Source organism: Stenotrophomonas sp. (assembly GCF_035634915.1).
In the GTDB taxonomy this organism is placed as follows: domain Bacteria; phylum Pseudomonadota; class Gammaproteobacteria; order Xanthomonadales; family Xanthomonadaceae; genus Stenotrophomonas.
The window spans coordinates 83282-106469 of sequence record NZ_DASQCB010000021.1 but is presented as its reverse complement, the minus strand read 5'-3'; the positions used below and the strand labels follow the sequence as shown (position 1 = coordinate 106469).

The 23188-nt window shown below is 67.5% G+C and carries 21 protein-coding genes; 17 read left to right on the top strand and 4 right to left on the bottom strand.

The features are described 5' to 3' along the window. Window positions 1-64: 64 nt before the first annotated feature. Entirely contained in the window at window positions 65-1003 is a 939-nt protein-coding gene (locus VER16_RS16670) for a carbohydrate kinase family protein (RefSeq protein ID WP_108766373.1), read from the bottom strand. Window positions 1004-1286: 283 nt separating this feature from the next. On the opposite strand from VER16_RS16670, the gene VER16_RS16665 reads away from it, so the two are divergent. The 6 genes from VER16_RS16665 to VER16_RS16640 all read left to right on the top strand — a co-directional run bounded on the left by VER16_RS16665 (window position 1287) and on the right by VER16_RS16640 (window position 8055). Beyond that, entirely contained in the window at window positions 1287-2333 is a 1047-nt protein-coding gene (locus VER16_RS16665) for a rod shape-determining protein (RefSeq protein WP_079223402.1), read from the top strand. A 118-nt stretch (window positions 2334-2451) separates the two neighbouring features. After that, window positions 2452-3462: a rod shape-determining protein MreC gene (mreC, locus tag VER16_RS16660; RefSeq protein WP_324809825.1), complete on the top strand. Its 1011-nt coding sequence runs from the start codon at window positions 2452-2454 to the stop codon at window positions 3460-3462. Then, on the top strand, window positions 3459-3944 hold the full coding sequence (gene mreD, locus VER16_RS16655) for a rod shape-determining protein MreD (protein WP_324809823.1): 486 nt from the start codon (window positions 3459-3461) through the stop codon (window positions 3942-3944). Before mreC ends, mreD begins: the two co-directional genes overlap by 4 nt. 3 nt (window positions 3945-3947) lie before the next feature. Then, window positions 3948-6020, top strand: coding sequence for a penicillin-binding protein 2 (gene mrdA, locus VER16_RS16650; RefSeq protein WP_324809820.1), 2073 nt, complete (start codon window positions 3948-3950; stop codon window positions 6018-6020). Then, window positions 6017-7129 carry a rod shape-determining protein RodA gene (gene rodA, locus VER16_RS16645; RefSeq protein ID WP_324809818.1) on the top strand — a complete coding sequence of 371 codons (1113 nt, stop codon included), beginning with the start codon at window positions 6017-6019 and terminating at the stop codon, window positions 7127-7129. Before mrdA ends, rodA begins: the two co-directional genes overlap by 4 nt. Window positions 7130-7902: 773 nt before the next feature. Further along, window positions 7903-8055 (top strand): hypothetical protein, encoded by a 153-nt coding sequence (locus VER16_RS16640; protein WP_324809816.1) that lies wholly within the window; start codon window positions 7903-7905, stop codon window positions 8053-8055. Between the two features lie 151 nt (window positions 8056-8206). On the opposite strand, the gene VER16_RS16635 is transcribed toward VER16_RS16640, so the two are convergent. Further along, complete coding sequence (locus tag VER16_RS16635) at window positions 8207-8527, bottom strand: hypothetical protein (RefSeq protein ID WP_324809814.1); 321 nt, start codon at window positions 8525-8527, stop codon at window positions 8207-8209. A gap of 45 nt (window positions 8528-8572) precedes the next feature. On the opposite strand from VER16_RS16635, the gene mltB reads away from it, so the two are divergent. From mltB to VER16_RS16620, 3 genes are all read left to right on the top strand, one after another. Beyond that, on the top strand, window positions 8573-9721 hold the full coding sequence (gene mltB, locus VER16_RS16630; RefSeq protein WP_324809812.1) for a lytic murein transglycosylase B: 1149 nt from the start codon (window positions 8573-8575) through the stop codon (window positions 9719-9721). Further along, window positions 9718-10995, top strand: coding sequence for a septal ring lytic transglycosylase RlpA family protein (locus VER16_RS16625; protein ID WP_324809810.1), 1278 nt, complete (start codon window positions 9718-9720; stop codon window positions 10993-10995). The genes mltB and VER16_RS16625 overlap by 4 nt, the downstream gene beginning before the upstream one ends. Before the next feature lie 98 nt (window positions 10996-11093). Further along, the gene (locus VER16_RS16620; RefSeq protein ID WP_324809808.1) at window positions 11094-12311 is read left to right on the top strand and encodes a D-alanyl-D-alanine carboxypeptidase family protein; all 1218 of its coding nucleotides are present in this window, start codon (window positions 11094-11096) and stop codon (window positions 12309-12311) included. A gap of 122 nt (window positions 12312-12433) precedes the next feature. Here VER16_RS16620 and VER16_RS16615 read toward each other — a convergent pair whose 3' ends face one another. Continuing rightward, on the bottom strand, window positions 12434-13495 hold the full coding sequence (locus VER16_RS16615; protein ID WP_324809807.1) for a lipid A deacylase LpxR family protein: 1062 nt from the start codon (window positions 13493-13495) through the stop codon (window positions 12434-12436). 259 nt (window positions 13496-13754) lie between these two features. Here VER16_RS16615 and VER16_RS16610 point away from each other — a divergent pair, with 259 nt between their 5' ends. From VER16_RS16610 to gnd, 7 genes are all read left to right on the top strand, one after another. Then, window positions 13755-14033 (top strand): YbeD family protein, encoded by a 279-nt coding sequence (locus VER16_RS16610; protein WP_324809806.1) that lies wholly within the window; start codon window positions 13755-13757, stop codon window positions 14031-14033. After that, a complete protein-coding gene (gene lipB / locus VER16_RS16605; protein WP_414716061.1) occupies window positions 14021-14731 on the top strand; it encodes a lipoyl(octanoyl) transferase LipB in 711 nt (236 codons plus the stop codon). Before VER16_RS16610 ends, lipB begins: the two co-directional genes overlap by 13 nt. An 18-nt stretch (window positions 14732-14749) precedes the next feature. Continuing rightward, the gene (gene lipA / locus VER16_RS16600) at window positions 14750-15760 is read left to right on the top strand and encodes a lipoyl synthase (RefSeq protein WP_108762914.1); all 1011 of its coding nucleotides are present in this window, start codon (window positions 14750-14752) and stop codon (window positions 15758-15760) included. Window positions 15761-16033: 273 nt separating this feature from the next. Further along, a complete protein-coding gene (locus VER16_RS16595) occupies window positions 16034-18211 on the top strand; it encodes a carboxy terminal-processing peptidase (protein ID WP_324809803.1) in 2178 nt (725 codons plus the stop codon). Window positions 18212-18374: 163 nt separating this feature from the next. Beyond that, complete coding sequence (locus tag VER16_RS16590) at window positions 18375-19028, top strand: DUF2242 domain-containing protein (RefSeq protein ID WP_324809802.1); 654 nt, start codon at window positions 18375-18377, stop codon at window positions 19026-19028. A gap of 2 nt (window positions 19029-19030) precedes the next feature. Next, window positions 19031-20284 carry a hypothetical protein gene (locus VER16_RS16585; protein ID WP_324809801.1) on the top strand — a complete coding sequence of 418 codons (1254 nt, stop codon included), beginning with the start codon at window positions 19031-19033 and terminating at the stop codon, window positions 20282-20284. 10 nt (window positions 20285-20294) lie between these two features. Further along, window positions 20295-21200 (top strand): phosphogluconate dehydrogenase (NAD(+)-dependent, decarboxylating), encoded by a 906-nt coding sequence (gene gnd, locus VER16_RS16580; RefSeq protein WP_324809800.1) that lies wholly within the window; start codon window positions 20295-20297, stop codon window positions 21198-21200. A gap of 338 nt (window positions 21201-21538) precedes the next feature. Here gnd and VER16_RS16575 read toward each other — a convergent pair whose 3' ends face one another. Beyond that, window positions 21539-22582 carry an oxidoreductase gene (locus tag VER16_RS16575; protein ID WP_324809799.1) on the bottom strand — a complete coding sequence of 348 codons (1044 nt, stop codon included), beginning with the start codon at window positions 22580-22582 and terminating at the stop codon, window positions 21539-21541. 170 nt (window positions 22583-22752) lie between these two features. On the opposite strand from VER16_RS16575, the gene VER16_RS16570 reads away from it, so the two are divergent. After that, on the top strand, window positions 22753-23130 hold the full coding sequence (locus VER16_RS16570; protein WP_324809798.1) for a BON domain-containing protein: 378 nt from the start codon (window positions 22753-22755) through the stop codon (window positions 23128-23130). The last annotated feature ends 58 nt before the right edge of the window (window positions 23131-23188 follow it).

Genomic DNA, 23188 nt, shown 5'->3' with positions numbered 1-23188 from the left:
GACCAAGGTCGACACCTACCAGGGCAGTTCCCGGTCGCGCATCGAGATGCGCGGGCCGTCCGGCTTACGCGCCCAGCGCGTAACCGAACTGCTGCTTGAACTGGTCGTGGAACTCTTCAAACGTGAAGCGCTGGTTCTGCGTGCCCGGGTGCTCGACCTTCAGCGCGCCCATCAGGTTGGCCATGCGGCCGATGGTCAGCCAGTCGTAGCCCTTCTCGATGCCGTAGATCAGGCCGGCGCGGAAGGCGTCGCCACAGCCGGTCGGGTCGACCACGCGGCGCTCGTGCGCCGGCGGGATGTCGTAGCTCTTTTCCGGGGTGTGGATGACCGCGCCCTTCGGGCCACGGGTGGTGATGTAGGCCTTCACCCGGCTCACGATCTGCTTCTCGTCCCAGCCGGTGCGCTCCTGCAGCAGGTTGGACTCGTAGTCGTTGACCACCACGTAATCGGCCTGCTCGATGAAATCGCGCAGCTCCGGGCCGTTGAACAGCGGCAGGGCTTGGCCCGGGTCGAAGATGAAGGGGATGCCGCATTCCAGGAACTCGGCCGCGTTCTGGATCATGCCGTCACGGCCGTCCGGCGCGACGATGCCGAAGGTGACGCCCGGCACGTCCTTCACGTGGTTCTCGTGCGAACGCATCATCGCGCCCGGATGGAACGCGGTGATCTGGTTGTTGTCGTGGTCGGTGGTGATGAAGCACTGCGGGGTGAACATGTCGTCCAGCACGCGGACCTGGCTCAGGTCGATGTCCATGCGCTCGAAGTGCTCACGGTACGGAGCGAAATCCTGGCCGACGGTGCCCATCGGGATCGGGCTGCCGCCCAGCAGCTTCAGGTTGTAGGCGATGTTGCCGGCGCAGCCGCCCAGTTCGCGGCGCATGCGCGGCACCAGGAAGGACACGTTCAGGATGTGCACCTTGTCCGGAAGGATGTGATTCTTGAACTGGTCCGGGAACACCATGATGGTGTCGAAGGCAAGAGAACCACAGATCAGAGCGGACATCGATGTAAGCCTATTCGGTGAATTTTGGGGTTGGCCCGCTGGCGTCGGCCAGCAAGCAAATGGCGCCCTTGGGCGCCCGACGGCGCAAAGGTTACCTGCTGGTGCCGCTCAGGGCCAGAACCGGGTGATGCCCGATCAGGCCGAAACCCAGCCAAGTCGCGGGTTCAGCTAGTTTTTTCCTTGCTCGCCGGGAAGCGGGTTGCTAGGCTTGTCGGCCTCGAATTCTGCCCATTTTTTCGCCATCCCGCGGCGGGCACGACACCCCTCAGGACTCCTTCCTCAGATGTTCAAGAAACTCCGTGGCATGTTCTCCAACGACCTGTCCATCGACCTGGGCACGGCCAACACCCTCATCTACGTGCGTGGCCAGGGCATCGTGCTGAACGAGCCGTCGGTCGTGGCCGTGCGCCAGGACCGTGCCATCGGTGGCACCCGCTCGGTGGCAGCCGTAGGCGCCGAAGCCAAGCAGATGCTGGGCCGTACCCCGGGCCACATCACCACCATCCGCCCGATGAAGGACGGCGTCATCGCCGATTTCACCTACACCGAGGCGATGCTCAAGCACTTCATCAAGAAGGTGCACAAGTCCCGCGTGCTGCGCCCGAGCCCGCGCGTGCTGGTCTGCGTGCCGGCCGGTTCGACCCAGGTCGAGCGCCGCGCCATCCGTGAATCGGCCGAGGAAGCCGGTGCCCGCGACGTGTTCCTGATCGAAGAGCCCATGGCCGCCGCGATCGGCGCCGGCATGCCGGTCACCGAGGCGCGCGGTTCGATGGTCATCGACATCGGCGGCGGCACCACCGAAGTGGCGGTGATCTCGCTGAACGGCATCGTCTATTCGGCCTCGGTGCGTATCGGTGGCGACCGCTTCGACGAGTCGATCACCAACTACGTGCGCCGCAACCACGGCATGCTGATCGGTGAAGCCACCGCCGAGCGCATCAAGGTCGAGCTGGGCTGCGCCTACCCGCAGGCGGAAGTGATCGAGATGGAAATCTCCGGCCGCAACCTCGCCGAGGGCGTGCCGAAGATGATCAAGATCAGCTCCAACGAAGTGCTCGAAGCCCTGCACGAGCCGCTGTCGGGCATCGTCAGCGCGGTCAAGCTGGCCCTGGAACAGACCCCGCCGGAACTGTGCGCCGACGTCGCCGAGCGCGGCATCGTGCTGACCGGTGGTGGCGCCCTGCTGCGCGACCTGGACCGCCTGATCTCCGAGGAAACCGGCCTGCACGTGCAGGTGGCCGACGACCCGCTCACCTGCGTGGCCCGCGGTGGCGGTCGTGCGCTGGAACTGGTCGACATGCACGGCAACGAGTTCTTTGCGCCGGACTGAGGCCTGCCGCCTGGTCTTCCCTGCAGCGCCCTTCCGGGGTGTGGCCCGCTGCTGCGGGCCGGCACCGGCAGGGCGCCGCCGTGTTTCCCCATCGCCCTCTGCTGATTGAATCGTTGCCGTGCCGCCTTACGCCGGTCCTCCCGTAGCCTCCCGATCCGGTGACGCCGCCAGTCCGCTGCGACTGCTCGCCTACCTGGCCATGGCCATCACCCTGATCGTGCTGGACGACCAGGCCGGCTGGCTGGCGCGCGTGCGCGCCCAGGCCGACACGCTGGTGCAGCCGGTGTGGGCGCTGGCCGGCCTGCCCGGCAAGCTCAGCAACCAGGTGCGCGACAATGCGGCCAGCCACGGCCAGCTGGTGGCCGAGAACCGCGAACTGCGCAACCAGCTCCTGCTGGCCAACGTCCGCCTGACCCGCCTGCAGACCGCCGCGCTGGACAACGCCCAGCTGCGCGAACTGCTGAACGTGGCCGAGCGCAGTGGCCTGGACGTGCAGCTGGCGCCGATCCTCGATATCGACCTGGACCCGGTCAAGCAGCGCCTGGTGCTCGATGCCGGCAGCCGCGATGGCGTGCACGTCGGGCAGGCGGTGATCGATGCCGGTGGCCTGATGGGGCAGGTGACCAGCACCACCGGCGGCACGTCCACCGTGCTGCTGCTGACCGACCCGGACCATGCCGTGCCGGTAACCGTGGCCCGCAACGGCGTGCGCCTGATCGTCTACGGCCGCGGCGATAGCCTGCAGCTGCGCGACATTCCACTGAGCGCGGGCGTGGAAGTGGGCGATGAGATCGTCACCTCGGGCCTGGGCGGGCGTTTCCCGCCGGGCTTCCCGGTCGGCACCGTCACCGCGCTGCGCCCCGATGACACCCATGCCTTCCTGGTGGGCGAAATGAAGCCGGCCGCCCAGCTGGACCGCGGCCGCGACGTACTGCTGCTGCGTCCGGGCGCGGCGATCCGGATTCCGCCGGAACTGCGCCAGAACCTTGAAGGCGCCGCCGGTGGCCCAGCGGAAGGTAACGCGCTGCCCGCAGGCACCGCGGCCGCCCCGGCCCCGGTAGTGCCGGCCGCTGGTGGACAACCGCAACCCGCACAACCGCAACCTGCCCCGCAGGAGCCCGCACGATGAGCCGCCTGCGCGACAACCGCTGGGTGCTGCCGGCCAGCCTGGTCGTGGCCCTGCTGCTGGGCCTGCTGCCGCTGCCCGCGCTGCTGCAGCCCCTGCGCCCGTACTGGCTGGCGCTGGTGCTGGCCTATTGGGTCATCGAGGCGCCCGAACGCGTGGGGCTGGGCATCGCCTTCACCAGCGGCGTCATCGCCGACCTGCTGTATGGCGGCGTGCTCGGCGAGCAGGCCATGCGGCTGGTGATGCTGGCCTTCATCCTGCAGCGTTTCCGCGCCCGCATCCGCTTCTTCCCCATGTCGCAGCAGATGCTGGCCATCGGCGGCCTGCTGTTCAACGACCGAATCGTCAGCGCGCTGGTGCACATCCTGGTGGGCGAACCCACCCTGCCGTGGTCGTACTGGTGGGCGCCGCTGCTGGGCATGGGCCTGTGGCCGCTGGTGTTCGTGCTGCTCGACGCCGTGCGTTTCGGCAGGCGCGGGCGCTGAACCATGAACGCGCGTCGCCAGGTCAAGAACCCGCACGCCGAAGCCGAACAGTTCCGCCGCCGCGCGGCGCTGGGCTTCCTCGGCGTGCTGGTGTGCCTGCTGGGCCTGGGCGGCTGGTACTTCAAGCTGCAGGTGCTGGACCACGACATCTACGCCACCCGTTCGGAAGCCAACCGCATCAAGCCGCGGCCGGTGGTGCCCGGGCGCGGCATGATCTACGACCGCAACGGCCGCCTGCTGGCCGAGAACGTGCCGGCCTTCCGCCTGGACGTGACCCCGGACAAGGTCAAGGACATGGACGCCACGCTGGAAGGGCTGGCGAAGATCATCAGCATCAGCCCTGAAGAGCTGGAAGCGTTCAACAAGTCGCGCAAGGCCCGCCGCAAGTTCCTGCCGGTCACCCTCAAGCTGCGCATGACCGATGAGGAAATGGCGCGCTTCGCCGTGGACCGCTGGCGTTTCCCCGGCGTGGAGCTGGAACCCTACCTGACCCGTCGCTATCCCTATGGCGACCTGTTCGCGCACATCATCGGCTACGTCGGGCGCGTGGATGACAAGGATCTGGAGATCCTCGGCGAGGGCAACGCGGCGCTGACCCACATCGGCAAATCCGGGCTGGAGCGCTATTACGAGCAGCAGCTGCGCGGCAAGGTCGGCTACGAACAGGTCGAGACCAACGTGCAGGGCCGCGCCATCCGTACCGTCGGACGGGTGGCCGCGCAGTCCGGCGCCGACCTGCGCCTGTCCATCGATGCCGACCTGCAGCGCGCCATGGTGGCCGCCTTCGGCGACCAGGAAGGTTCGGCCGTGGCGATGGACCCGCGCACCGGCGAAGTGCTGGCGATGGTCAGCCTGCCCTCGTACGACCCCAATCTGTTCGTCAACGGCATCTCGCATGCCGATTTCAAGGCGCTGAACGACAACCCCTCGCGGCCGCAGTTCAACCGCCTGGTGCTGGGTGGCGTCGCCCCGGGTTCCACGTTGAAGCCGCTGATCGGCCTGGCTGGCCTGGACTCGGGCGTGCGCCGGCCGGAAGACAAGGTGCTGTCCACCGGCATGTTCTACCTGCCGGGCACCTCGCGCGGCTGGGGTGATGCCCACCGTGGTGGCCATGGCTGGACCGACCTGCGCAAGTCCATCGCCGAATCAGTCAACACCTACTACTACAAGCTGGCGCTGGATCTGGGCATCGAGCGCTTCGACCACTACATGGAGTACTACGGTTTCGGCCAGCCGACCGGCATCGACCTGACCGGCGAGATCGGCGGCATCCTGCCGTCGCCGGCCTACAAGCGCAAAACCCGCAAGGAAGCCTGGTACCCCGGCGATACGGTCAACATCAGCATCGGCCAGGGCGACTGGAAGGTCACCCCGCTGCAGCTGGCGCGCGGCGTCAGCGGCCTGGCCGACGGCCAGCTGCGTACCCCGCACCTGGTGATCCAGCAGCGCGAAGGCTTCGACAGCGACTGGACGCCGATGTCGCCGGGCGAGAGCAGGCCGGTCAGCCCCAACCTGAACAACGTGCAGGCCGTGCGCGAGGGCATGATGGCGACCATGCGGCCCGGCGGCAGTGGCTGGCGCGTGGCGGTCGGAGCGCCGTACGTGATGGCCGGCAAGACCGGTACCGCACAGGTCATCAGCCGCAAGGGCACCGCTGCGGTGAACCCGAAGAGCCTGCCGATGCACCTGCGCCATCGCGCGCTGTTTGTCGGCTTTGCGCCGGTCGAGAACCCCGTCATCGCCATTGCGGTGGCGGTGGAAGGTGGCGGCTACGGCGGTTCGGCCGCAGCGCCGATCGCGCGCAAGGTGTTCGACGCCTACCTGCTGGGCAAGATGCCCGAGGGCATGCAGCCGCTGGACGCTGAGCGCGGCACCACCGCCATCGGCGTCACGGCCTTCGACAACGAAGACGCCAGCGCGCGCCCGGCCGGCGATGCCGCCGCCGCGCAGCTGGGCGAGCCCCCGGTCCTGGTCGGCATGCCCGCCCCGGTGCCGGCGCCCGCGCCTGCACCGGGCGCGCCTGCCTCCGCGCTTCCCGCCAGCCCCCGTTCCACGCCTGCGGAGCCGGCACGATGAGCGACTTCCTGCGCTGGGCCGGCGACATGCTGCGCCGCTTCTTCAGCACCCTGGACTGGGTGTTGTGCCTGGCCCTGGGCGCGTTGATGGTGATCGGCCTGGCCACGCTGAAGAGCGCCGGCGGCGACAGCCTGGTGATGGCCCAGGGCGCGCGCTTCGTGGTCGGCCTGGCGGCGTTGTGGGGCATTTCGCGGGTGCCGATCCTGCGCATCCGCTCGGCGACCCCGCTCATCTACGCCATCTCGATGATCCCGCTGCTGGCGGTGTTCGTGCTGGGCACCGGCAAGTACGGCCGGCAGTGGCTGGACCTGAAGTTCTTCTACCTGCAGCCGGCCGAGCTGCTGAAGGTCAGCCTGCCGATGATGGTGGCCTGGTACCTGCACCGCATGCCGCTGCCGCCGCGCTTCAACACGGTGCTGGTGGCGCTGGTCATCATCGGCGTGCCGACCGGCCTGGTGATGCTGCAGCCGGACTTCGGCACCGGCGTGCTGATCGCCGCCAGCGGTGTGTTCGTGCTGCTGCTGGCCGGCCTGCCGTGGTGGTGGGTGGGCCTGGGCGTAGGCGGCGTGGCCGCGGTCGCGCCGCTGGCCTGGTTCTGGTTGCTGCGGCCGTACCAGAAGGACCGCATCATGATGTTCCTCGACCCGGAGATGGATGCGCTGGGGGCGGGCTGGAACATCATCCAGTCGAAGATCGCGATCGGCTCGGGCGGCTTTGATGGCAAGGGCTGGGGCGAAGGCTCGCAGTCGCACCTGAACTTCATTCCCGAACAGACCACCGACTTCGCCTTCTCGGTGCTGAGTGAGGAATTCGGCTGGATGGGCGTGGCCCTGGTGCTGACCCTGTACCTGGTGGTGATCGGGCGCTGCCTGTACATCGCCAGCCAGTCGCGCGACTCCTACTCACGCCTGCTGGCCGGTGCCACCGGCCTGGCGTTCTTCGTCTACGTGCTGGTGAACGGCGGCATGATTTCCGGCCTGCTGCCGGTGGTGGGCGTGCCGATGCCGCTGATCAGCTACGGCGGTACCTCGGCGGTTTCGCTGTTGGCTGGCTTCGGCCTGGTGATGGCCGTGCGCAGCCACAACCCGGTGCACGGCGGCTACGGCTGAAACCGGCGGCGCCGCTTTTGTAGCGTCGAGCTTGCTCGACTGCTTTTCGCATTCTGTAGAGCCGAGCCCACGCTCGGCTGCTTTTCGCGGGAAGCAGTCGAGCAGGCTCGACGCTACAAAGAGCGCAGTCGAGCAAGCTCGACGCTGCTGACGCTTTTGGCCTGCCGACGCGCGCATCGCGTCGGCTTCTGAAGAATTCGACTTTCCAACTTTCCTCATTGGCGCAGCGGGTCATCCATGCAAATCATGGGCGGCCACCGACAACGGGTGGCACGGGACTCCAATCCCGGTTGATAGATGTTGTTTACGCTTGCCAGCCGGCGTCGCCCTTTCCTGTTCGGGCGGAGTCGGCTGGCAATCCGTCCGTGCCTTCATGGCGGGCGGTGCGTGGAGGGCCTTGTGCCCGCCGGCGTTCTTGCACATCTATCACCGGTATTGGAGCCACGCATCGTCCGCCACCCCCGCATTCCTGTGGGGTGGCTTCTTTGTCGACCGCACAAGGATGCCCACATGAGCACATCCCCGTCCCGCTACCCACACCTGTTCGCCACCCTGGGTGAAGCCGCAAACGAGCTGCCCGATGAGATCGCCCGGGCGTTGGGAACCACGTTGACCGCCACCCAGGCCAGCCCGTCGCCCGTGCCATCACCCTGCTGGGCTGCCTGCAGCGCATCCGCCAGGGGGATGCGGCCGATGGCCAGCCGTGGCCGCGCAAGGGGCAAAGCCCGGAGCAGGGCAGGGCACTGGCCCGCGCCAGCCGCGCCAATGCCGGTTTGACCTTCCTGCTGGAACTGCTGCACGCCACCGAGCGGGCCCGCATCGACGGTGACGAAAGCCAGCACATCGGCGACGGTGCGCGCGACGAGCTGTTGCTGGCCTGCCGTGGTTTGTCCGAATACGTGGACCTGCAGCTGCACGCCGCCTGACCGCATCGCCAAGTAGAGTCGAGCTTGCTCGACTGCTCTTTGCGGAAAGCAGTCGAGCAAGCTCGACGCTACGGGCATGCGCAGTCGCATACATAGACGCGATACCGGCACGCCGGCGCCCGACAAAGTTCCATAAAAAGTGCGGATCAATTCACACTTTGACGTAGCGTTGATCCGGATCAATGGACTTGTCGTAATCGGCCTGCACAATGGCGGCCCGTTCGGCACGGCGCGCCGTCAGTTGATGCAGCGCGAGGGGGCGCCGGGCGGGAAGCAGTACTGATCCAAGGGATACAGGGAGCGCGGGGTACTGCCACTGGGGAGCGGCAGCCGCGCAGGTATCGACCGGATCCGGTCGCCGGTTGCGCCTGCGGGGATGGGGGCGCAACCGGCAGCCTCTGCCTGAATGGGGCAGGTCGATCACGACGCCTTCACATTTCCCGCTGAACGCGGGCAAATCGTTGTGACTCATGGTGTTAGGGGTTTTAATTCATCCATGACCTGCTAACCTGCGACGATGATTCGACGCTCCCTGGCCTGCTTGCTCACCCTCGGTCTGGTCGCCTGCGCGACCCAGCCGACGTCCCCGCCGACTTCATCCCAGGCCAGCAGCACGCCGCGCCATCCGGTCGCCAAGCCCCACGCGGGCCCGGCGGAAGCCGCCCCGGAAGCAACCGCCGCCACCGCGCCGCCGGTCGACCTGACCCCGGTGCCGTTCGAGACCGCACGCGCCACCTTCATCGCCGATACCGCCAAGCGCTATGGCCTGGCCCCGGCCGAGATCGCCCGCGTGCTCGACCAGGCGCAGGTACGCCAGCCGATCATCGCCGCCATGTCGCGGCCCGCCGAGCGGGTCAAGCCATGGAACGAGTACCGGCCGATGTTCATCAGCAAGGCGCGCATCGATGGCGGCCGGGCGTTCCTGGCCGAACATCGCGCCGAACTGGACCGCGTGCAGCAGCGCACCGGCGTGCCCGCCGAAGTGATCGTGGCCATCATCGGCGTGGAGACCAGCTACGGAAAGAACGCCGGCAGCCACCGCGTGCTCGATGCGCTGTACACGCTGGCCTTCTATTACCCGCGCAGCGGCGACCCGGCCAAGCTGGAACGTGAAGTGCGCCGCGAGCTGTATTTCCGCGATGAACTGGCCAAGCTGTTCGAGCTGGGCCGCGAAGAGAAGCTGGACATCACCACGCTCAAGGGCAGCTATGCCGGGGCGATGGGCATGGGCCAGTTCATGCCCTCCAGCTACCTGGATTACGCCGTGGACGGCAACGGCGATGGTCGTCGCGACCTGTTCACCAGCTACGACGACGTGTTCTCGTCCATCGCCAACTACTTCGTGAAGAAGGGCGGCTGGGTGCGTGGCGGCCAGGTGGCGGTGCCGGCGACGCTGGCCCCGGGCCGCGAGGAATTCAACCCGACCGAGTGGATGCCCACCTGGTCGCTGGCGGAACTGGCCCAGCGCGGCTACCAGCCCAGCACGCCGGTGCAGCCGGGTGCCACCGCCACCCCCGTCACGCTTGAAGCAAGCACCGGCAAGCAGTACTGGCTGGGCTTCCAGAACTACTACGCGATCACCCGCTACAACCTCTCGAAGATGTACGCGATGGCCGTGTTCCAGTTGTCGCAGGCCATTGCCGGACAGGAGCTGCCCCCGGCATGAACATCAGATGGCTGGTTTCCGGAATCGTCGTGCTGGCCCTGGCGGCCTGCAGCAGCGCACCGAACAAACCCAGTGCCGGCCATGGCGGCAAGGTGCCCAGCACCGTGGTGCAGGGCAAGGGCGGGCGCCCGGCGCACTGCCCGGACGGTTCGCCGTATGCGGCCGCCACCGAGGATCCCGGCACGCGCGGCAACTACACCGCCGGCGGCCTGTACAAGCCGGGGGTGAAGGACTCCACGCCCACCTACGTGCCCAACGTGGCCTGCATCCCCGAGCCGGAAGTAACTGCCGTCGAGCGCTCGGTGATCGGCAACAAATCGCCGTATGTGGTGCTGGGCAAGTCCTACAAGGTGCTCGACGACACCCATGACTATGTCGAACGTGGTACCGCCTCGTACTACGGCGCCAAGTTCCACGGCCGCCTGACCTCCAATCGCGAGGTCTACGACATGTACCAGTTCACCGCCGCGCACAAAACGCTGCCGCTGCCCAGCTTCGCCCGCGTCACCAACCTGGACAACGGCGAATCGGTGATCGTGCGCGTCAATGATCGCGGCCCGTTCCATGATGGCCGCGTGGTCGACCTCAGCTATGCCGCTGCCGTGCGCCTGGGCATCACCCAGCGTGGCACCGGCAACGTGGAAGTACGCGCGCTGCAGCCGGGTGAAAGCAACCTGCTGGCGCAGAAGCCGTCGCGCCGCGAGCGCCGTGCGGCCGACGCCGCTGCTGCAGCCACGACCGTCGCCGCGGCACGCCCGGCACCCACCATCCCGCGCGCCGCTGCGCCCAGCGATATCGACCGCCTGGTGCAGCGCCTGCCGGCCGACGGCGCACCTGCCCGTGGCCAGCCCGCCACCACCCAGGCCGCCAGCAGCGCCTTGCCCGAAGTGGCGGTCAGCAGTCTGCCGCCGAGCGCAGCGCCCTCGCGCAGCGCCGCCGCCCCGCTGGCCGTGGCCGCCGCAACGCCGCGTGCCACCACCACGCCCGTCCGCAGCGCACCCGTTGCCGCCGCCCCTGCGCCGACGCTGTCGCAGCAGGTGGTGGGCGCGGTGATGGTGCAGGTGGCCAGCTTCTCCAGCCGTGACAACGCGACCCGCGCGATGGGCCAGCTCAATGCTGCCGGCATTGTCGGCGCCACCATCAGCGACATCGCTGCCGGTGGCCGTACCCTGTTCCGCCTGCGCGTACCGGCCAGCGACCATGCCAGCGCTGCGGAACTTGTCGGCCGCATCGCCGGTCTCGGCCTGGGGTCGCCTCAGATCGTCAAGGATTGATCCGCCCGGGCCGGTGCTGCCGGCCCCTGCCACACCGGCCTTACAATGGCCGTTCGTACCACCCTCCATTCTGGCCGTCCCCTGGAGCCTGCAGTCCAATGAATTTCCGTTCCGCCGCCACCGCCCTGGCTGCCACCCTGGTGGTTGGCCTGGCTTCCGCCCAGACGCCGCTGCCGACCCCGGCCACCCCGGCGCCCGCTGCTGCAGCCGCTCCGGCGGTCGTGGCCACCCCGCCGGCCCCGGTGCCCAGCGCGTTCAAGGCTTTTATCCTGATGGACTACGCCACCGGCCAGATCCTGGCGGGTGAGAACGTCCACGAACAGCTGGCCCCGGCCAGCATCACCAAGGTGATGACGTCCTATGTGGTCGCCGCCGAGGTCAAGAACGGCAAGGTCCGCGCTGACGACCAGGTGATGATGAGCGAACGCGCCTGGCGCGAAGGTGGCGCCGGCACCGATGGCAGCTACAGCGGCTTCCCGGTCAACCAGACCGCGCGCCTGGAAGACATGGAAAAGGGCATGGCGATCCAGTCCGGCAACGATGCCGCGATCGCGTTGGCCGAGCACGTGGCCGGCAGCGAGGAAGCGTTTGCTTCGCTGATGAACAGCTACGCCGCCAAGATCGGCATGAAGGATTCGCACTTCGTCAACGCCCACGGCCTGAGCGCCGAAGGCCACCACAGCACCGCCTACGACCTGGCGCTGCTGGGCCGCGCGATGGTGCGTGATTACCCGGACACCTACGCCTACAACAAGGTGAAGGAATTCCAGGTGGGCAACATCAAGCAGCCCAACCGCAATCTGCTGCTGTGGCGCGATGGCAGCGTGGACGGCATCAAGACCGGCCATACCTCCGAAGCCGGTTACTGCCTGATGAGTTCGGCCCAGCGTGGCGACCAGCGCCTGATCGCCGTGGTGCTGGGTGGTTCGTCGGAAAAGCAGCGCGCCGATGACAGCCTGGCCCTGCTCAACTGGGGCTTCCGCTTCTTCGAAACCCACCGCCTGTACGAGCCGGGCAAGGCCGTGGCCGAGCACAAGGTGTGGAAGGGTGCCGCCGACAAGGTGCAGCTGGGCGTGGCCCAGCCGATGCTGGTGAGTGTGCCGCGCGGTCGCTACAACGACCTGAAGCCGAGCATCGACGTGCCCAAGACCCTGGAAGCCCCGTTCACCGCTGGCCAGCAGATCGGCACGGTCAAGGTGACCCTGGATGGCAAGGTCGTGGCCGAAGCCCCGCTGGTGGCCGTGGCCGCCGTCGAACAGGCCGGCTTCTTCAAGCGCCTGTGGGACAGCTTCTGGATGTGGTGGGAATCAGAATGATCCACGCCCCGGCGTGGTGAATGAAAAGGCCGGCGCAAGCCGGCCGCAAAAAAGGGGACGGAGGGGATTAAGTCGTTTGTGCACAAACGACTTAATCCCCTCCGTCCCCTTTTTTAACCTTCCTACATCGAGCGGCTGATGGTGAAGCTGCCGAACACCGGGGCTTCGCGCTGGCCGTTGAATTCGCGGGTGCTGTGGTAACGCGCCATCGCGAACTTCCAGGGGCCGCGCATCACCGCGATGCCGTAGCCGCCGTAGGCCACCACATGGCGCTTGTCCACGCTGTGGCTGTCGCGGAAGGTGTTGCCGTCCAGGGTGATATCGCGGATCACCCACGCCGCATCGGTGGTGGCGAACAGGTGCCACGACCAGCCACTGGGCTTGCCGCCGCGGGTCGGTGCGGTGTTTTCACCGGCCGGGCGCAGCGGGGTGCTGCCGAAATCGTCGGGCAGCTTCCAGCCGAAGCGCACTTCACCGCCGAAATTGGCCTTGGTTTCCAGGTTGCCGATCGAACCGCCGTAGTGGCTGATTGCATCCCAGCCCCAGCCACCGGCATTGACGCTGGCATCGGCCGGCCAGCGGCGCATGCGTTCGTGGGTGTACATCACCACCGGCTCGTTGTGCAGCTGGTTGTCCCAGCCCTGGAATTTCTCGTCGCCCAGCAGGTCATGCACCGCGTTCTGCACCTGCTTGCCCTGCGCCCACGGGCCCACGACGCCCAGGGTCAGCAGGGTGGTCTGCAGGCGGTCGCCGCGGCGGGCGTTGTAGCCGAAGCTGGCCACCAGCACGCCGGCATAGGGGCGGTCATCCTCGATCAGGTCCTTGCGGGTGAAATCGGTGGGGGTATAGATGCCCTGGCCGAGGCTGAAGATCATGTTCTGCTGCTCGAATTCGCCCGGGTGCAGGCGCTCGAGGTGGCGGTTCACCCAGCGCGCCAGGCGCGGCAGGCAGGGGTCATCGGTGTAGTCGACCAGATTGGGCGACACCAGGGTCAGCTGGGCGCCGTTGGTGTAGCCCTGGTCCTGGTCCTTGGCGCCGAACAGATCGTTGTCGACGCGGAAATTGACCTGCGGCGGGTGTTCGCGCATGGCCTCCGGGCCACATTGTTCGGCTGCCTGGGCGGTGAGGGGGAGGGCGGCAGCGGCCAGCAGGCCGGTCAGGCTGATGGCTGCGGCAGTACGCATGGATGGAATGATCATCAGGTGGTTGGCGTGTGAAGGTCGATTTATGCAACAACACGTTACTCCCGTCCCCGTGACGGAACGAGCCGTCCGCCTTCACTTGTCTGTTCCGTAATACGCACTTGTCCCGCAGGCGAAACTGATCACTGCCCGGCCGCCGGCTGAACCGGGTGACAGCCTGCAACGCAGCAGCCTGCCGGTACACCCTTTGACGTTGATGAATACTCTTGGGTTTGGTGCCCTGCGGCCCGATAATGGGGGCATGGAAATCAAGTCCGACAACCCCGAACACGGCTTCCAGTTCCCCGGTCAGTTCGAGCTCAGCGCGATGGGCCCGGCCAACCGTGGCCTGGAGCACGATCTCCCCCGCCTGCTGCTGGCTGCCGGCGTTGATGTGGTGAACGAGCGCATCAGCTGGAAGCATTCGTCCAACGGCAAGTACGTTTCGGTGCGCCTGGTGTTCCGGGCCGAGAACCGCGAACAGTACGACGTGGCCCACCAGGCCCTGCGCGACCATCCGGAAGTGAAGTGGACGGTGTAGCCACCAGCTGCGTGGCCGAGCCTGCCCCCGGGCAGCGTCCGGCCCGCCCTGCGGTGGTGCGCGACCTCGGGCGCCAGGCCTACGAACCGGTCTGGCGCGCCATGCAGCGCTTCACCGACCAGCGGACCGACGACGACGCCGACGAACTATGGGTGGTCGAACACGATCCGGTGTTCACCCTGGGCCAGGCCGGCAAGGACGAACACGTGCTGGCACCGGGCGATATCCCGGTGCTGCACGTCGACCGCGGCGGCCAGGTGACCTACCACGGCCCCGGCCAGATCGTGGTCTACCCGCTGCTGCGCCTGCCGCGGCTGGGCATCGGCGTGCGCGACTACGTGTGCCGCATCGAACAGGCCCTGATCGACACGCTGGGCGAATGGAACATCGGCGCCGAACGTCGCGAGGGTGCGCCGGGCGTCTACGTGGGCGATGCGAAGATCGCCGCCCTCGGCATCCGCGTGCGCCGCGGCTGCACCTTCCACGGCCTGGCCTTCAATGTGTCGATGGACCTGGAACCCTTCCACCGCATCAACCCCTGTGGTTACCAGGGGCTGCAGGTGACCTCGGTGGTAGACTTGGGAGGCCCGTCCGGGATGGACGCCGTCAAGCCGGTGCTGCTGGACCATCTGGCCCGCCAGTTCGGTCTTCTGCTGCAGCCCACGCCCGAACTGCCCGATCTTTCTGCGGCCGCCTGACCGCCCCCCGGAACTGCCATGACTGAGACCACCGCCCGCACCATTCCCCTGCAGATCGTGCAGGCCGACCTGCCGACCGCCGCACCGCTGCAGGTGGGCGTCAAGCAGATGGGCGGGGACAAGATCAACCGTTCGCCGGTGCAGTTCGCCGACGCGCCGGTACTGCGCAAGCCGTCCTGGATCCGCGTGCGCATTCCTTCGGGCAATGCCGTGCAGAACCTGAAGGCCAAGCTGCGCGAGAACCGCCTGGTGACCGTGTGCGAGGAGGCCAGCTGCCCGAACATCCATGAATGCTTCGGCCACGGCACCGCCACCTTCATGATCCTGGGCGAAGTCTGCACCCGCCGCTGCTCGTTCTGCGACGTGGCCCACGGCCGCCCCAAGCCGCCCGATGCCAACGAGCCGGCCAGCCTCGGCCAGACCGTGGCCGACATGGGCCTGAAGTACGTGGTGGTGACCAGCGTTGACCGCGATGATCTGCGCGACGGCGGTGCCCAGCACTTCGTCGACTGCATCACCGCCATCCGCGAGAAGTCGCCCGGCACCCGCATCGAAGTGCTGACCCCGGACTTCCGTGGCAAGGGCCGCATGGAGCGCGCGCTGGAGATCCTGGCGCAGAACCCGCCGGACGTGTTCAACCACAACATCGAAACCGTTCCGGACCTGTACCGCAACGTGCGCCCGGGTGCCGATTACCAGTGGTCGCTGAACCTGCTGAAGAACTTCAAGGCGCAGCATCCGTCGGTGCCAACCAAGAGCGGCATCATGCTGGGTCTGGGCGAGGAATTCGAGCAGATCAAGGCCACCATGCGCGACCTGCGTGCGCACGACGTGGACATGATCACCATCGGCCAGTACCTGCAGCCGACCGCGCACCACCACCCGGTGCTGAAGTACTGGACCCCGGAAGACTACAAGGCGCTGGAAGACTACGGTTACGAGCTGGGCTTCAGCCACGTGGCCTCCGGCCCGATGGTGCGCTCGTCGTACCACGCCGACGTCCAGGCCAAGGGCGCAGGCGTCCGGTAAGCGTTTGCGCCGATGGGTGCGAACCGCTCCGGCGGGTGCGAACCGTCCCCGGTGGGTGCGAACCTTGGTTCGCACGCCTTTGACCTGTCTCCAGCTGTGCTCGCCGGGCATGGCCCGGCGCTACCCCCTGCATTCACAATTTGCTACACCGGCCCCGCTAGGCTGGTTTTCAACCGAACGCGGCCGGATGACAAAGACGGCAACTTTCGGCACTGTCGTGGTGTCTGAACACCCTGCAGTCTCCCCCTTGGCAAGGCGCCTTCGAGCACGTTCATGAAATTCAAAGCCCCCGCATTCCTGATGGCCCTGGCGCTGGTCGCGCCGCTGGCGCTGGCGGCCAAGGCCGACTCGCCGGCGTTGCCGGCCGCTGCCACCGCCGACCAGGTGACCACCTCCAAGCTGGTCTACGGCCTGCTGTCGGACAGTCGCTATGCCTACCGGCCGCGCGCGCTGGATGAGGCCACCTCCAAGGACGTGTTCAAGCGCTACCTGGAAACCCTCGATGGCGGCAAGCAGTACTTCACCCAGGCCGACGTGACCCGTTTCGCGCCGTTCCAGGTCGGCATCGCCAACGCCATCCGCGGTGGCGAGCTGGAGCCGGCTTTCGAGGTGTTCGCGGTCTACAAGCAGCGTGTCGGCGAGCGCGTCGGCTATGCGCGCAGGCTGCTCAAGCAGGAGCCCGACTTCACCACCGACGAGCGCTTCGAATACGACCGCAAGGATGTGCCGTGGGCGGCCAGCAATGCCGAGCTGGATGAGCTGTGGCGCAAGTCGGTGAAGAACGACTGGCTGCGCCTGAAGCTGGCCGGCAAGAAGTCCGACGACATCCGCAAGACCCTGGACAAGCGTTACGCGACGCTGGAAAAGACCGTCAACGAACTGAAGGGCGAGGATGTCTTCCAGTTCTTCATGAACGCCTATACCAGCGCCGTCGATCCGCATACCGACTACTTCACCCCGCGTACCGCCGAGAACTTCAACCAGGCGATGTCGCTGTCGCTGGAAGGCATCGGCGCGCAGCTGCAGCGCCAGGACGACATGGTGGTGATCCGCGAGATCATCGCCGGTGGCCCGGCCGCCGTGGATGGCACCCTGAAGCCGGGTGACCGCATCGTCGGCGTCGGCCAGGGCAAGTCCGGCCCGCTGGAAGACGTGATCGGCTGGCGCATCGATGACGTGGTGGCCAAGATCCGTGGCGCCAAGGACACCCAGGTGCGGCTGGAGTTCATCTCCGCCGAGGACGGCGTGGACGGCAAGCACCACACCCTGCTGCTGACCCGGCAGAAGGTGCGCCTGGCCGAACAGGCCGCCAAGGGCGAGACCATGACCATCCCGGGCAAGGATGGCCAGCCCGAGCGCAAGGTGGGCGTGATCAAGCTGCCGACGTTCTACCAGGATTTCGAAGGCCGTCGCCGCAACGCGACCGACTACGCCTCGGCCACCCGCGACGTGGCCAAGCTGCTGGCCGGCTTCAAGACCGACAAGCTGGATGGCGTGGTGCTGGACCTGCGCAACAACGGCGGTGGTTCGCTGGATGAGGCCATTGAACTGACCGGCCTGTTCATCGAACAGGGTCCGGTGGTGCAGGTGCGCGAATCCGGTGGCCGCGTCACCGTCAACAGCGACCGCAACCAGGGTGTTGCCTGGGACGGCCCGCTGGCGGTGCTGATCAACCGTGGCTCGGCCTCGGCGTCGGAGATCTTCGCCGGTGCCATCCAGGACTACGGCCGTGGCCTGGTCATCGGTGAAACCACCTTCGGCAAGGGCACCGTGCAGAACATCGTCGACCTCGACCGCTGGCCGAGTGGCGAGACCCAGCGCTTTGGCCAGGTGAAGCTGACCATCGCCCAGTTCTTCCGCATCAGCGGCAGCAGCACCCAGCACAAGGGTGTGGTGCCGGACCTGGCGTTCCCGGCCAGCGTCGATGCCACCGAATTCGGCGAAAGCACCTACGACAACGCGCTGCCGTGGACCCGCATCGCTGCCGTGCCGCACACCCAGTACGGCAACTTCGCGCCGCTGCTGCCGAAGCTGGAAACGCGCCACGAGACCCGCATCGCCACGGACAAGGAGTTCCAGTGGTGGAACGAGGACGTGCAGCAGTTCCGCACCGAAGCGGCCAAGAAGTACGTTTCGCTCAACGAGGCGACCCGTCTGGCCGAACGTGAGCGCCAGGACAAGCAGCGCAAGGACCGCCAGGTCATCCGCAAGGAACTGGGCCTGGCCCTGGACCCGCTGGCCGATGACAGCAGCGATGACGGCCTGACCGGCAACGAGCGCGACATCGTCAAGGATGCCGCCCGCGAGAAGGCTGCCGAGAAGCGCCCGGACCCGCTGCTGCGTGAGTCGGCCTCGATCCTGGCCGATGCGGTGAACCTGCTGGAAACCGACCGCCCGCTCTCGGCCCAGGTGCTGCCGCAGTCCACCGGCGCAGGCCGCTGGGCTGACTGACAAAAAAGGGGACGGAGGGGATTAAGTCGTTGATGCACAAACGACTTAATCCCCTCCGTCCCCTTTTTCATGCATGAACCGGGAGCAACGGGGGCGGGCGTTTCTACCTGCTGCACACGGCCCCGGGTCTACCTTTGGGGCTTCCGTTCTCGCAGGAGTACCCATGCGGGCCTCCCGTCTTTCGCTGTCCCTGCTGGCCGTGGCCAGTACCTTGGCCCTGGCCGGTTGCGGCGGCCGTGCCGCCGACAACAGCCTGCTGCGCGAATCCTTCGATTCGGGCGATACCTTCTCGCGCACCGTTGATGGCCGTCCCGCCGAGGCCTGTGAAGCAGCGCGCCGTACCCTGCTCAGCCAGGGCTATGCGATCGCCCGTGCCGACGATGGCCAGGTGGAAGGCAACAAGAATTTCCAGCTGCGCGAAGACGACCACGAGCAGCTGGTGCTGCGCATTTCCTGCGCGCCACGCGGCAGCGAGCAGGCGCTGGTGTTCGTCAGCGCGGTGCAGGACCGTTACGCGCTGAAGAAGAGCCCGACCTCGGCCAGCGTCGGCGTGGGTGCCCTCGGCTCGGTGTCGCTGCCGTTCGGCAGCAACGACGATTCACTGGTGAAGGTCGCCAGCAGCACGATCACCGATGCCGATTTCTACCGGCGCTTCTTCGACCGCCTGCACCAGTACCTGCCGGCGGCCGCCGTGGCCAAGCCAAGTCCGGCGCCGCAGCCGGCGGCGCAGCAGCCGGCACCGGCCCCTGCACCGGCCGCTCGACCGGTGGCACCCACGCCCGAACCCGTTCCGCAACCGGCGGCAGAACAGGGCTGACGATGAAGGGCAGGGCGTTGGGGCTGGCCCTGCTGCTGGGCTGGCCGGTGGTCGGCAGCGCCGCCAGCGCTGCGTGCATGCAGGGTCTGCTGCAGCGGCTTGGCTGGCACTTTGAAGCCGCAGCGGTCGACGCACCGCGGATTCACGGTGGCCCGGTCTGCACGCGTGCCTCGCTGCAGGCCGCGCAGCAGGCGGGCGACCTGCAGGTGCGCTGGCCGGCCGCCATGACCGACGCAGCACGACAGGCCCTGTTGCAGCGGCTGCTGGACGACCCGGTCACGCTCTGCGCTTACACATTCGAACTGGGCGCTGCGGCGCGGCGCGCGGCACAGGCGCTGCAGGACAACCCCGGTTTCCGCTTCAGCGGCCTGCAGCTGGGCTGGATCGGTTTCGGCGCGCGCGGCGCACCTGCACAGGGTTGGCAGAACACCCGCAGCTTCGGCCGTGGCTACACGCCGCTGGCCGGCAACAGCCGCGCGCTGGACGCGTTCTACACCGGCAACGTGCGCGCCGAATGTGGCGTGGGCCGCCAGGTTGCACAGCTGGCCACCCAGCGCGAGCTGTACGGCGATACCGCCTTCGATGCCGAATTCGCGCCCGCCGAGCTGTCGATTGGAACGCTGCTGGGCCTGCACGACACCGACAGCATCCTGCTTGGCGCGCGAGCCGGTGAATTCTTCGCAGACGGCAAAGCCGTGCGCACGGCGGCGATGGGGCGCAGCGCATTCCTCGGTGTGCCCGGTTTCATCGAACACGTGGGTGATGTCGCCACGCTGGACGACCTGAGCAACCAGGCCGAGAACTTCATCGTCGTCGATGTGGGGGCGGACGCGGCGCAGGCACTGGCCACGCACGGCGGGCTGGCCTGGTACGACCAGCGCAACGCCGAGATCTGGAAGCTTGCGCAGGGCATTCCGCGGCTCGGCCGCCGCTACTTCGAACGCCTGCTGTACGAACGCGATCCCGGCCTGCGCGCGCAGCTGCAACCGCGCTACCAGGCCACCCTGGCGCGGATGGACCAGCTGCTGGACGATCCGTTCTACCAGCAGTTCGTGATCTATGTGCACCCACGCGGTATACGTCCTATCGGCTACCACATCATCCGCCTGCTCGACCGCAACCCACGCACGTCGTTTTCCGTCGACCTGGCGTTGCACAATCTGCATACCACGCTCTATCGGCGTTGGCGCGAGGCGCAGCTGCGCCACTGCGCGGCGACCGGCCGGCCAGGCAGCCTGACTTCCGACAACAACTGAAGGTGAAACAATGGACATTGCAATGATCGGCCTCGGCCGCATGGGCGCCAACATGGCCCAACGCCTGCATCGCGGCGGCCACCGCGTGGTCGGCTACGACCCGGGGGAGGGCGCCCGCCAGCGCGCGGCCGAGGCCGGCCTGGAGGTGGTGGATTCGCTGGCTGCAGCCGTTGCCGCGCTGCCGGTGCCGCGCGTGGTGTGGCTGATGGTGCCGGCCGGCGAGACCGTCGACCAGACCCTGGGCCAGCTGACCCCGCACCTGGCCGAGGGTGACATCGTCATCGACGGCGGCAATTCCAACTACCAGGATTCAATCCGCCGCGCCAAGGCACTGGCTGAGGATGACCTGGGCTACGTTGACTGCGGCACCAGCGGCGGCGTGTGGGGCCTGCAGGAGGGCTACAGCCTGATGGTGGGCGGCGAAGCGTCGGTGGTTGAGCAGATCAGCCCGTTGCTGCGTACGCTGGCACCGGCCGAAGACCGCGGCTGGGGCCGCGTCGGCCCGTCCGGCGCCGGCCATTTCACCAAGATGGTCCACAACGGCATCGAGTACGGAATGATGCAGGCCTATGCCGAAGGCTTCGCGCTGATGGAGCGCAAGCAGGAGATGGAACTGGATCTGGCCCAGGTGGCCGAAGTCTGGCGCCACGGCAGCGTGGTGCGTTCGTGGCTGCTGGACCTGAGCAGCGAAGCGCTCAAGCGCAATCCGTCGCTGGATGGCATCGCCCCGTACGTCGAGGATTCCGGCGAAGGCCGCTGGACGGTCGCCGAAGCGATTGCGCTGGACGTGCCGGCGCCGGTGATCACCCTGTCGCTGCTGGAACGCCTGCGCTCGCGCGAATCCAATTCGTTCACCGACCGCCTGTTGTCGGCGATGCGCAATGAGTTCGGCGGCCACGCGATCAAGAAGTCGTAAGCAAGCCAGTCGAGCATGGCTCGGCTCTACACATCATTTCCACGTCATCCACGCATGGCGTGGATCTACTGTGTCGACCAAGGTCGACACCCACCAGATCCGACCCCGTGCCGACCAACGGTCGGCACCCACCAACTGCCCGCAGGAAACTGTCGAAGGCGGGGTGGCTCAGGTTGCGGGGGCGTGAGCGCCATGGATGGCGCGACCGAGGCTACATGGACGTACTTGCGCCGTCCCCCGCAACCTGAGCCACCCCGCCAACCTACGGAATGCAGGCTTTTGCCGTTGCCGTTGCCGTTACCGTTGAATTGAGCAGGTGCAGGGCGCAGCCCTGCCGGTCACCCCAACACCACCCGTCGTCCTTCGCGCGCGCTCTGCATCCCCGCCTCCAGCAACTGCATCAGCTGCAGCGCCTGCTGCGCACTCACCGTCGGCTCGCCCTCGCCATGCATTGCCGCAGCGAACTGCGCGTACAGCCGCCGGTAGTCGCCCGGCAGGTTGTCCACGGTCGTGCGCTGCACGGTGTCCTGCGCATCGCAGCGCAGCAGCTCGCCGTGCCGCGGGTCGATGCCCCAGCCGGGCGCGCCCGGCGCCACGCCACGGCGCAGCTGTGCCTCCTGCACGTCCAGGCCATGCTTGACCCAGCTGCCCTCGCTGCCATGCACGGCAAAGCGTGGCGTCGGCGCTGCCACCAGCGAACCGGCATGCACGATGGCGCGATGCCGCGGGTAGTGCAGCACGGCGTGGAAGTAGTCGATGCTGCTGCCGCCTTCGCGCTGCACGGCCAGATCAGCGGTGATCGCCTGCGGCCAGCCGAACAGCACCAGCATCTGGTCCAGCAGGTGCGGGCCGAGGTCGTACCACAGGCCGCTGCCAGGCCCCGCCTGTTCGCGCCAGCGGTCGCGCACCTGCGGCCGGTAGCGGTCAAAGTGCGCATGGCATTCGGCCACTTCGCCCAGCGCGCCACTGGCCAGCAGCGACTGCAGCGTGAGGAAATCCGCATCGAAGCGCCGGTTCTGGAACGCCGTGGCGATGCGCCCGGCAGTGCGCGCAGCCTCCAGCACGGTTTCCGCTTCGGTCACATCCAGCGCGAAGGGCTTGTCCACCAGCACGTGCTTGCCAGCGGCCAGCGCGGCGATGGCCAGCGGCGCATGCTGTTCATTGGGCGTGGCGATCACCACCGCATCCACCGCCGGGTCATCGAACACCTCCTGCGCGGCCGCACGTACATGCACATCGCTGAAGCTGCGCAGCAGGGTGTCACGCTGCGAACTGACAATGCTGTGCAGGGCCAGCCCGGGTGTGTGCTGGATGAGCGGGGCGTGGAACACGCGGCCGGCCAGGCCGTAGCCGATCAGGGCCAGTTGCAGGTCGGGGCGCATGGCGGGCTCCGCACGGTGGGGACGCCCAGCGTAGAGCGTCGACCCTGACGAGGCAAAACTGAACCGTTGCGGTTGCAGCGCACAGGTTCACGGCAGCGTGACCAAAGCCCGACGCCTGCAACACAGCGGCCTGTCCAGACTGGCAGCACATCCACAAGGAGCACCGCACGATGAGCAACCTGACCCGTACCCTGATTGCGTCGTCCCTCACCCTGGGCCTGGCCCTGTCTTCGTCGGCCGCGTTTGCCAAGGACCCCGCCGCCAAGGATCCGCCGAAGGCCGCGATGACCCACGCTGACCGCCATGACTCCAACGAGCCGGTGACCGACAGCTGGATCACCACCAAGGTGAAGGCCGACCTGCTGGCCAGCAGCAACGTCCCGGGCACCGAGGTAAAGGTGGAAACGGTCAATGGTGTGGTCAGCCTCAGCGGCACCGTGGCCACCCAGGCCGAGAAGGACAAGGCGATCACCACCGCCAAAGGCATCAAGGGCGTGACCCGCGTGGATTCGGCCGCGCTGAAGGTCAACGCCGCCGCCAAGCGCTGATCGCCGCGGCAGCATGAAGTGGACAGGGGCGTCCCGCCAGGGTCGCCCTTTGTCGTGG

Excerpts from the sequence above, each read along its gene's own strand:
- VER16_RS16670 (WP_108766373.1), bottom strand. The coding sequence starts at position 1,003 with ATGTCCGCTCTGATCTGTGGTTCTCTTGCCTTCGACACCATCATGGTG.
- VER16_RS16665 (WP_079223402.1), top strand. The coding sequence starts at position 1,287 with ATGTTCAAGAAACTCCGTGGCATGTTCTCCAACGACCTGTCCATCGAC.
- mreD (WP_324809823.1), top strand. The coding sequence starts at position 3,459 with ATGAGCCGCCTGCGCGACAACCGCTGGGTGCTGCCGGCCAGCCTGGTC.
- mrdA (WP_324809820.1), top strand. The coding sequence starts at position 3,948 with ATGAACGCGCGTCGCCAGGTCAAGAACCCGCACGCCGAAGCCGAACAG.
- rodA (WP_324809818.1), top strand. The coding sequence starts at position 6,017 with ATGAGCGACTTCCTGCGCTGGGCCGGCGACATGCTGCGCCGCTTCTTC.
- VER16_RS16635 (WP_324809814.1), bottom strand. The coding sequence starts at position 8,527 with ATGAGTCACAACGATTTGCCCGCGTTCAGCGGGAAATGTGAAGGCGTC.
- mltB (WP_324809812.1), top strand. The coding sequence starts at position 8,573 with ATGATTCGACGCTCCCTGGCCTGCTTGCTCACCCTCGGTCTGGTCGCC.
- VER16_RS16625 (WP_324809810.1), top strand. The coding sequence starts at position 9,718 with ATGAACATCAGATGGCTGGTTTCCGGAATCGTCGTGCTGGCCCTGGCG.
- VER16_RS16620 (WP_324809808.1), top strand. The coding sequence starts at position 11,094 with ATGAATTTCCGTTCCGCCGCCACCGCCCTGGCTGCCACCCTGGTGGTT.
- VER16_RS16615 (WP_324809807.1), bottom strand. The coding sequence starts at position 13,495 with ATGCGTACTGCCGCAGCCATCAGCCTGACCGGCCTGCTGGCCGCTGCC.
- VER16_RS16610 (WP_324809806.1), top strand. The coding sequence starts at position 13,755 with ATGGAAATCAAGTCCGACAACCCCGAACACGGCTTCCAGTTCCCCGGT.
- lipA (WP_108762914.1), top strand. The coding sequence starts at position 14,750 with ATGACTGAGACCACCGCCCGCACCATTCCCCTGCAGATCGTGCAGGCC.
- VER16_RS16595 (WP_324809803.1), top strand. The coding sequence starts at position 16,034 with ATGAAATTCAAAGCCCCCGCATTCCTGATGGCCCTGGCGCTGGTCGCG.
- VER16_RS16590 (WP_324809802.1), top strand. The coding sequence starts at position 18,375 with ATGCGGGCCTCCCGTCTTTCGCTGTCCCTGCTGGCCGTGGCCAGTACC.
- VER16_RS16585 (WP_324809801.1), top strand. The coding sequence starts at position 19,031 with ATGAAGGGCAGGGCGTTGGGGCTGGCCCTGCTGCTGGGCTGGCCGGTG.
- gnd (WP_324809800.1), top strand. The coding sequence starts at position 20,295 with ATGGACATTGCAATGATCGGCCTCGGCCGCATGGGCGCCAACATGGCC.
- VER16_RS16575 (WP_324809799.1), bottom strand. The coding sequence starts at position 22,582 with ATGCGCCCCGACCTGCAACTGGCCCTGATCGGCTACGGCCTGGCCGGC.
- VER16_RS16570 (WP_324809798.1), top strand. The coding sequence starts at position 22,753 with ATGAGCAACCTGACCCGTACCCTGATTGCGTCGTCCCTCACCCTGGGC.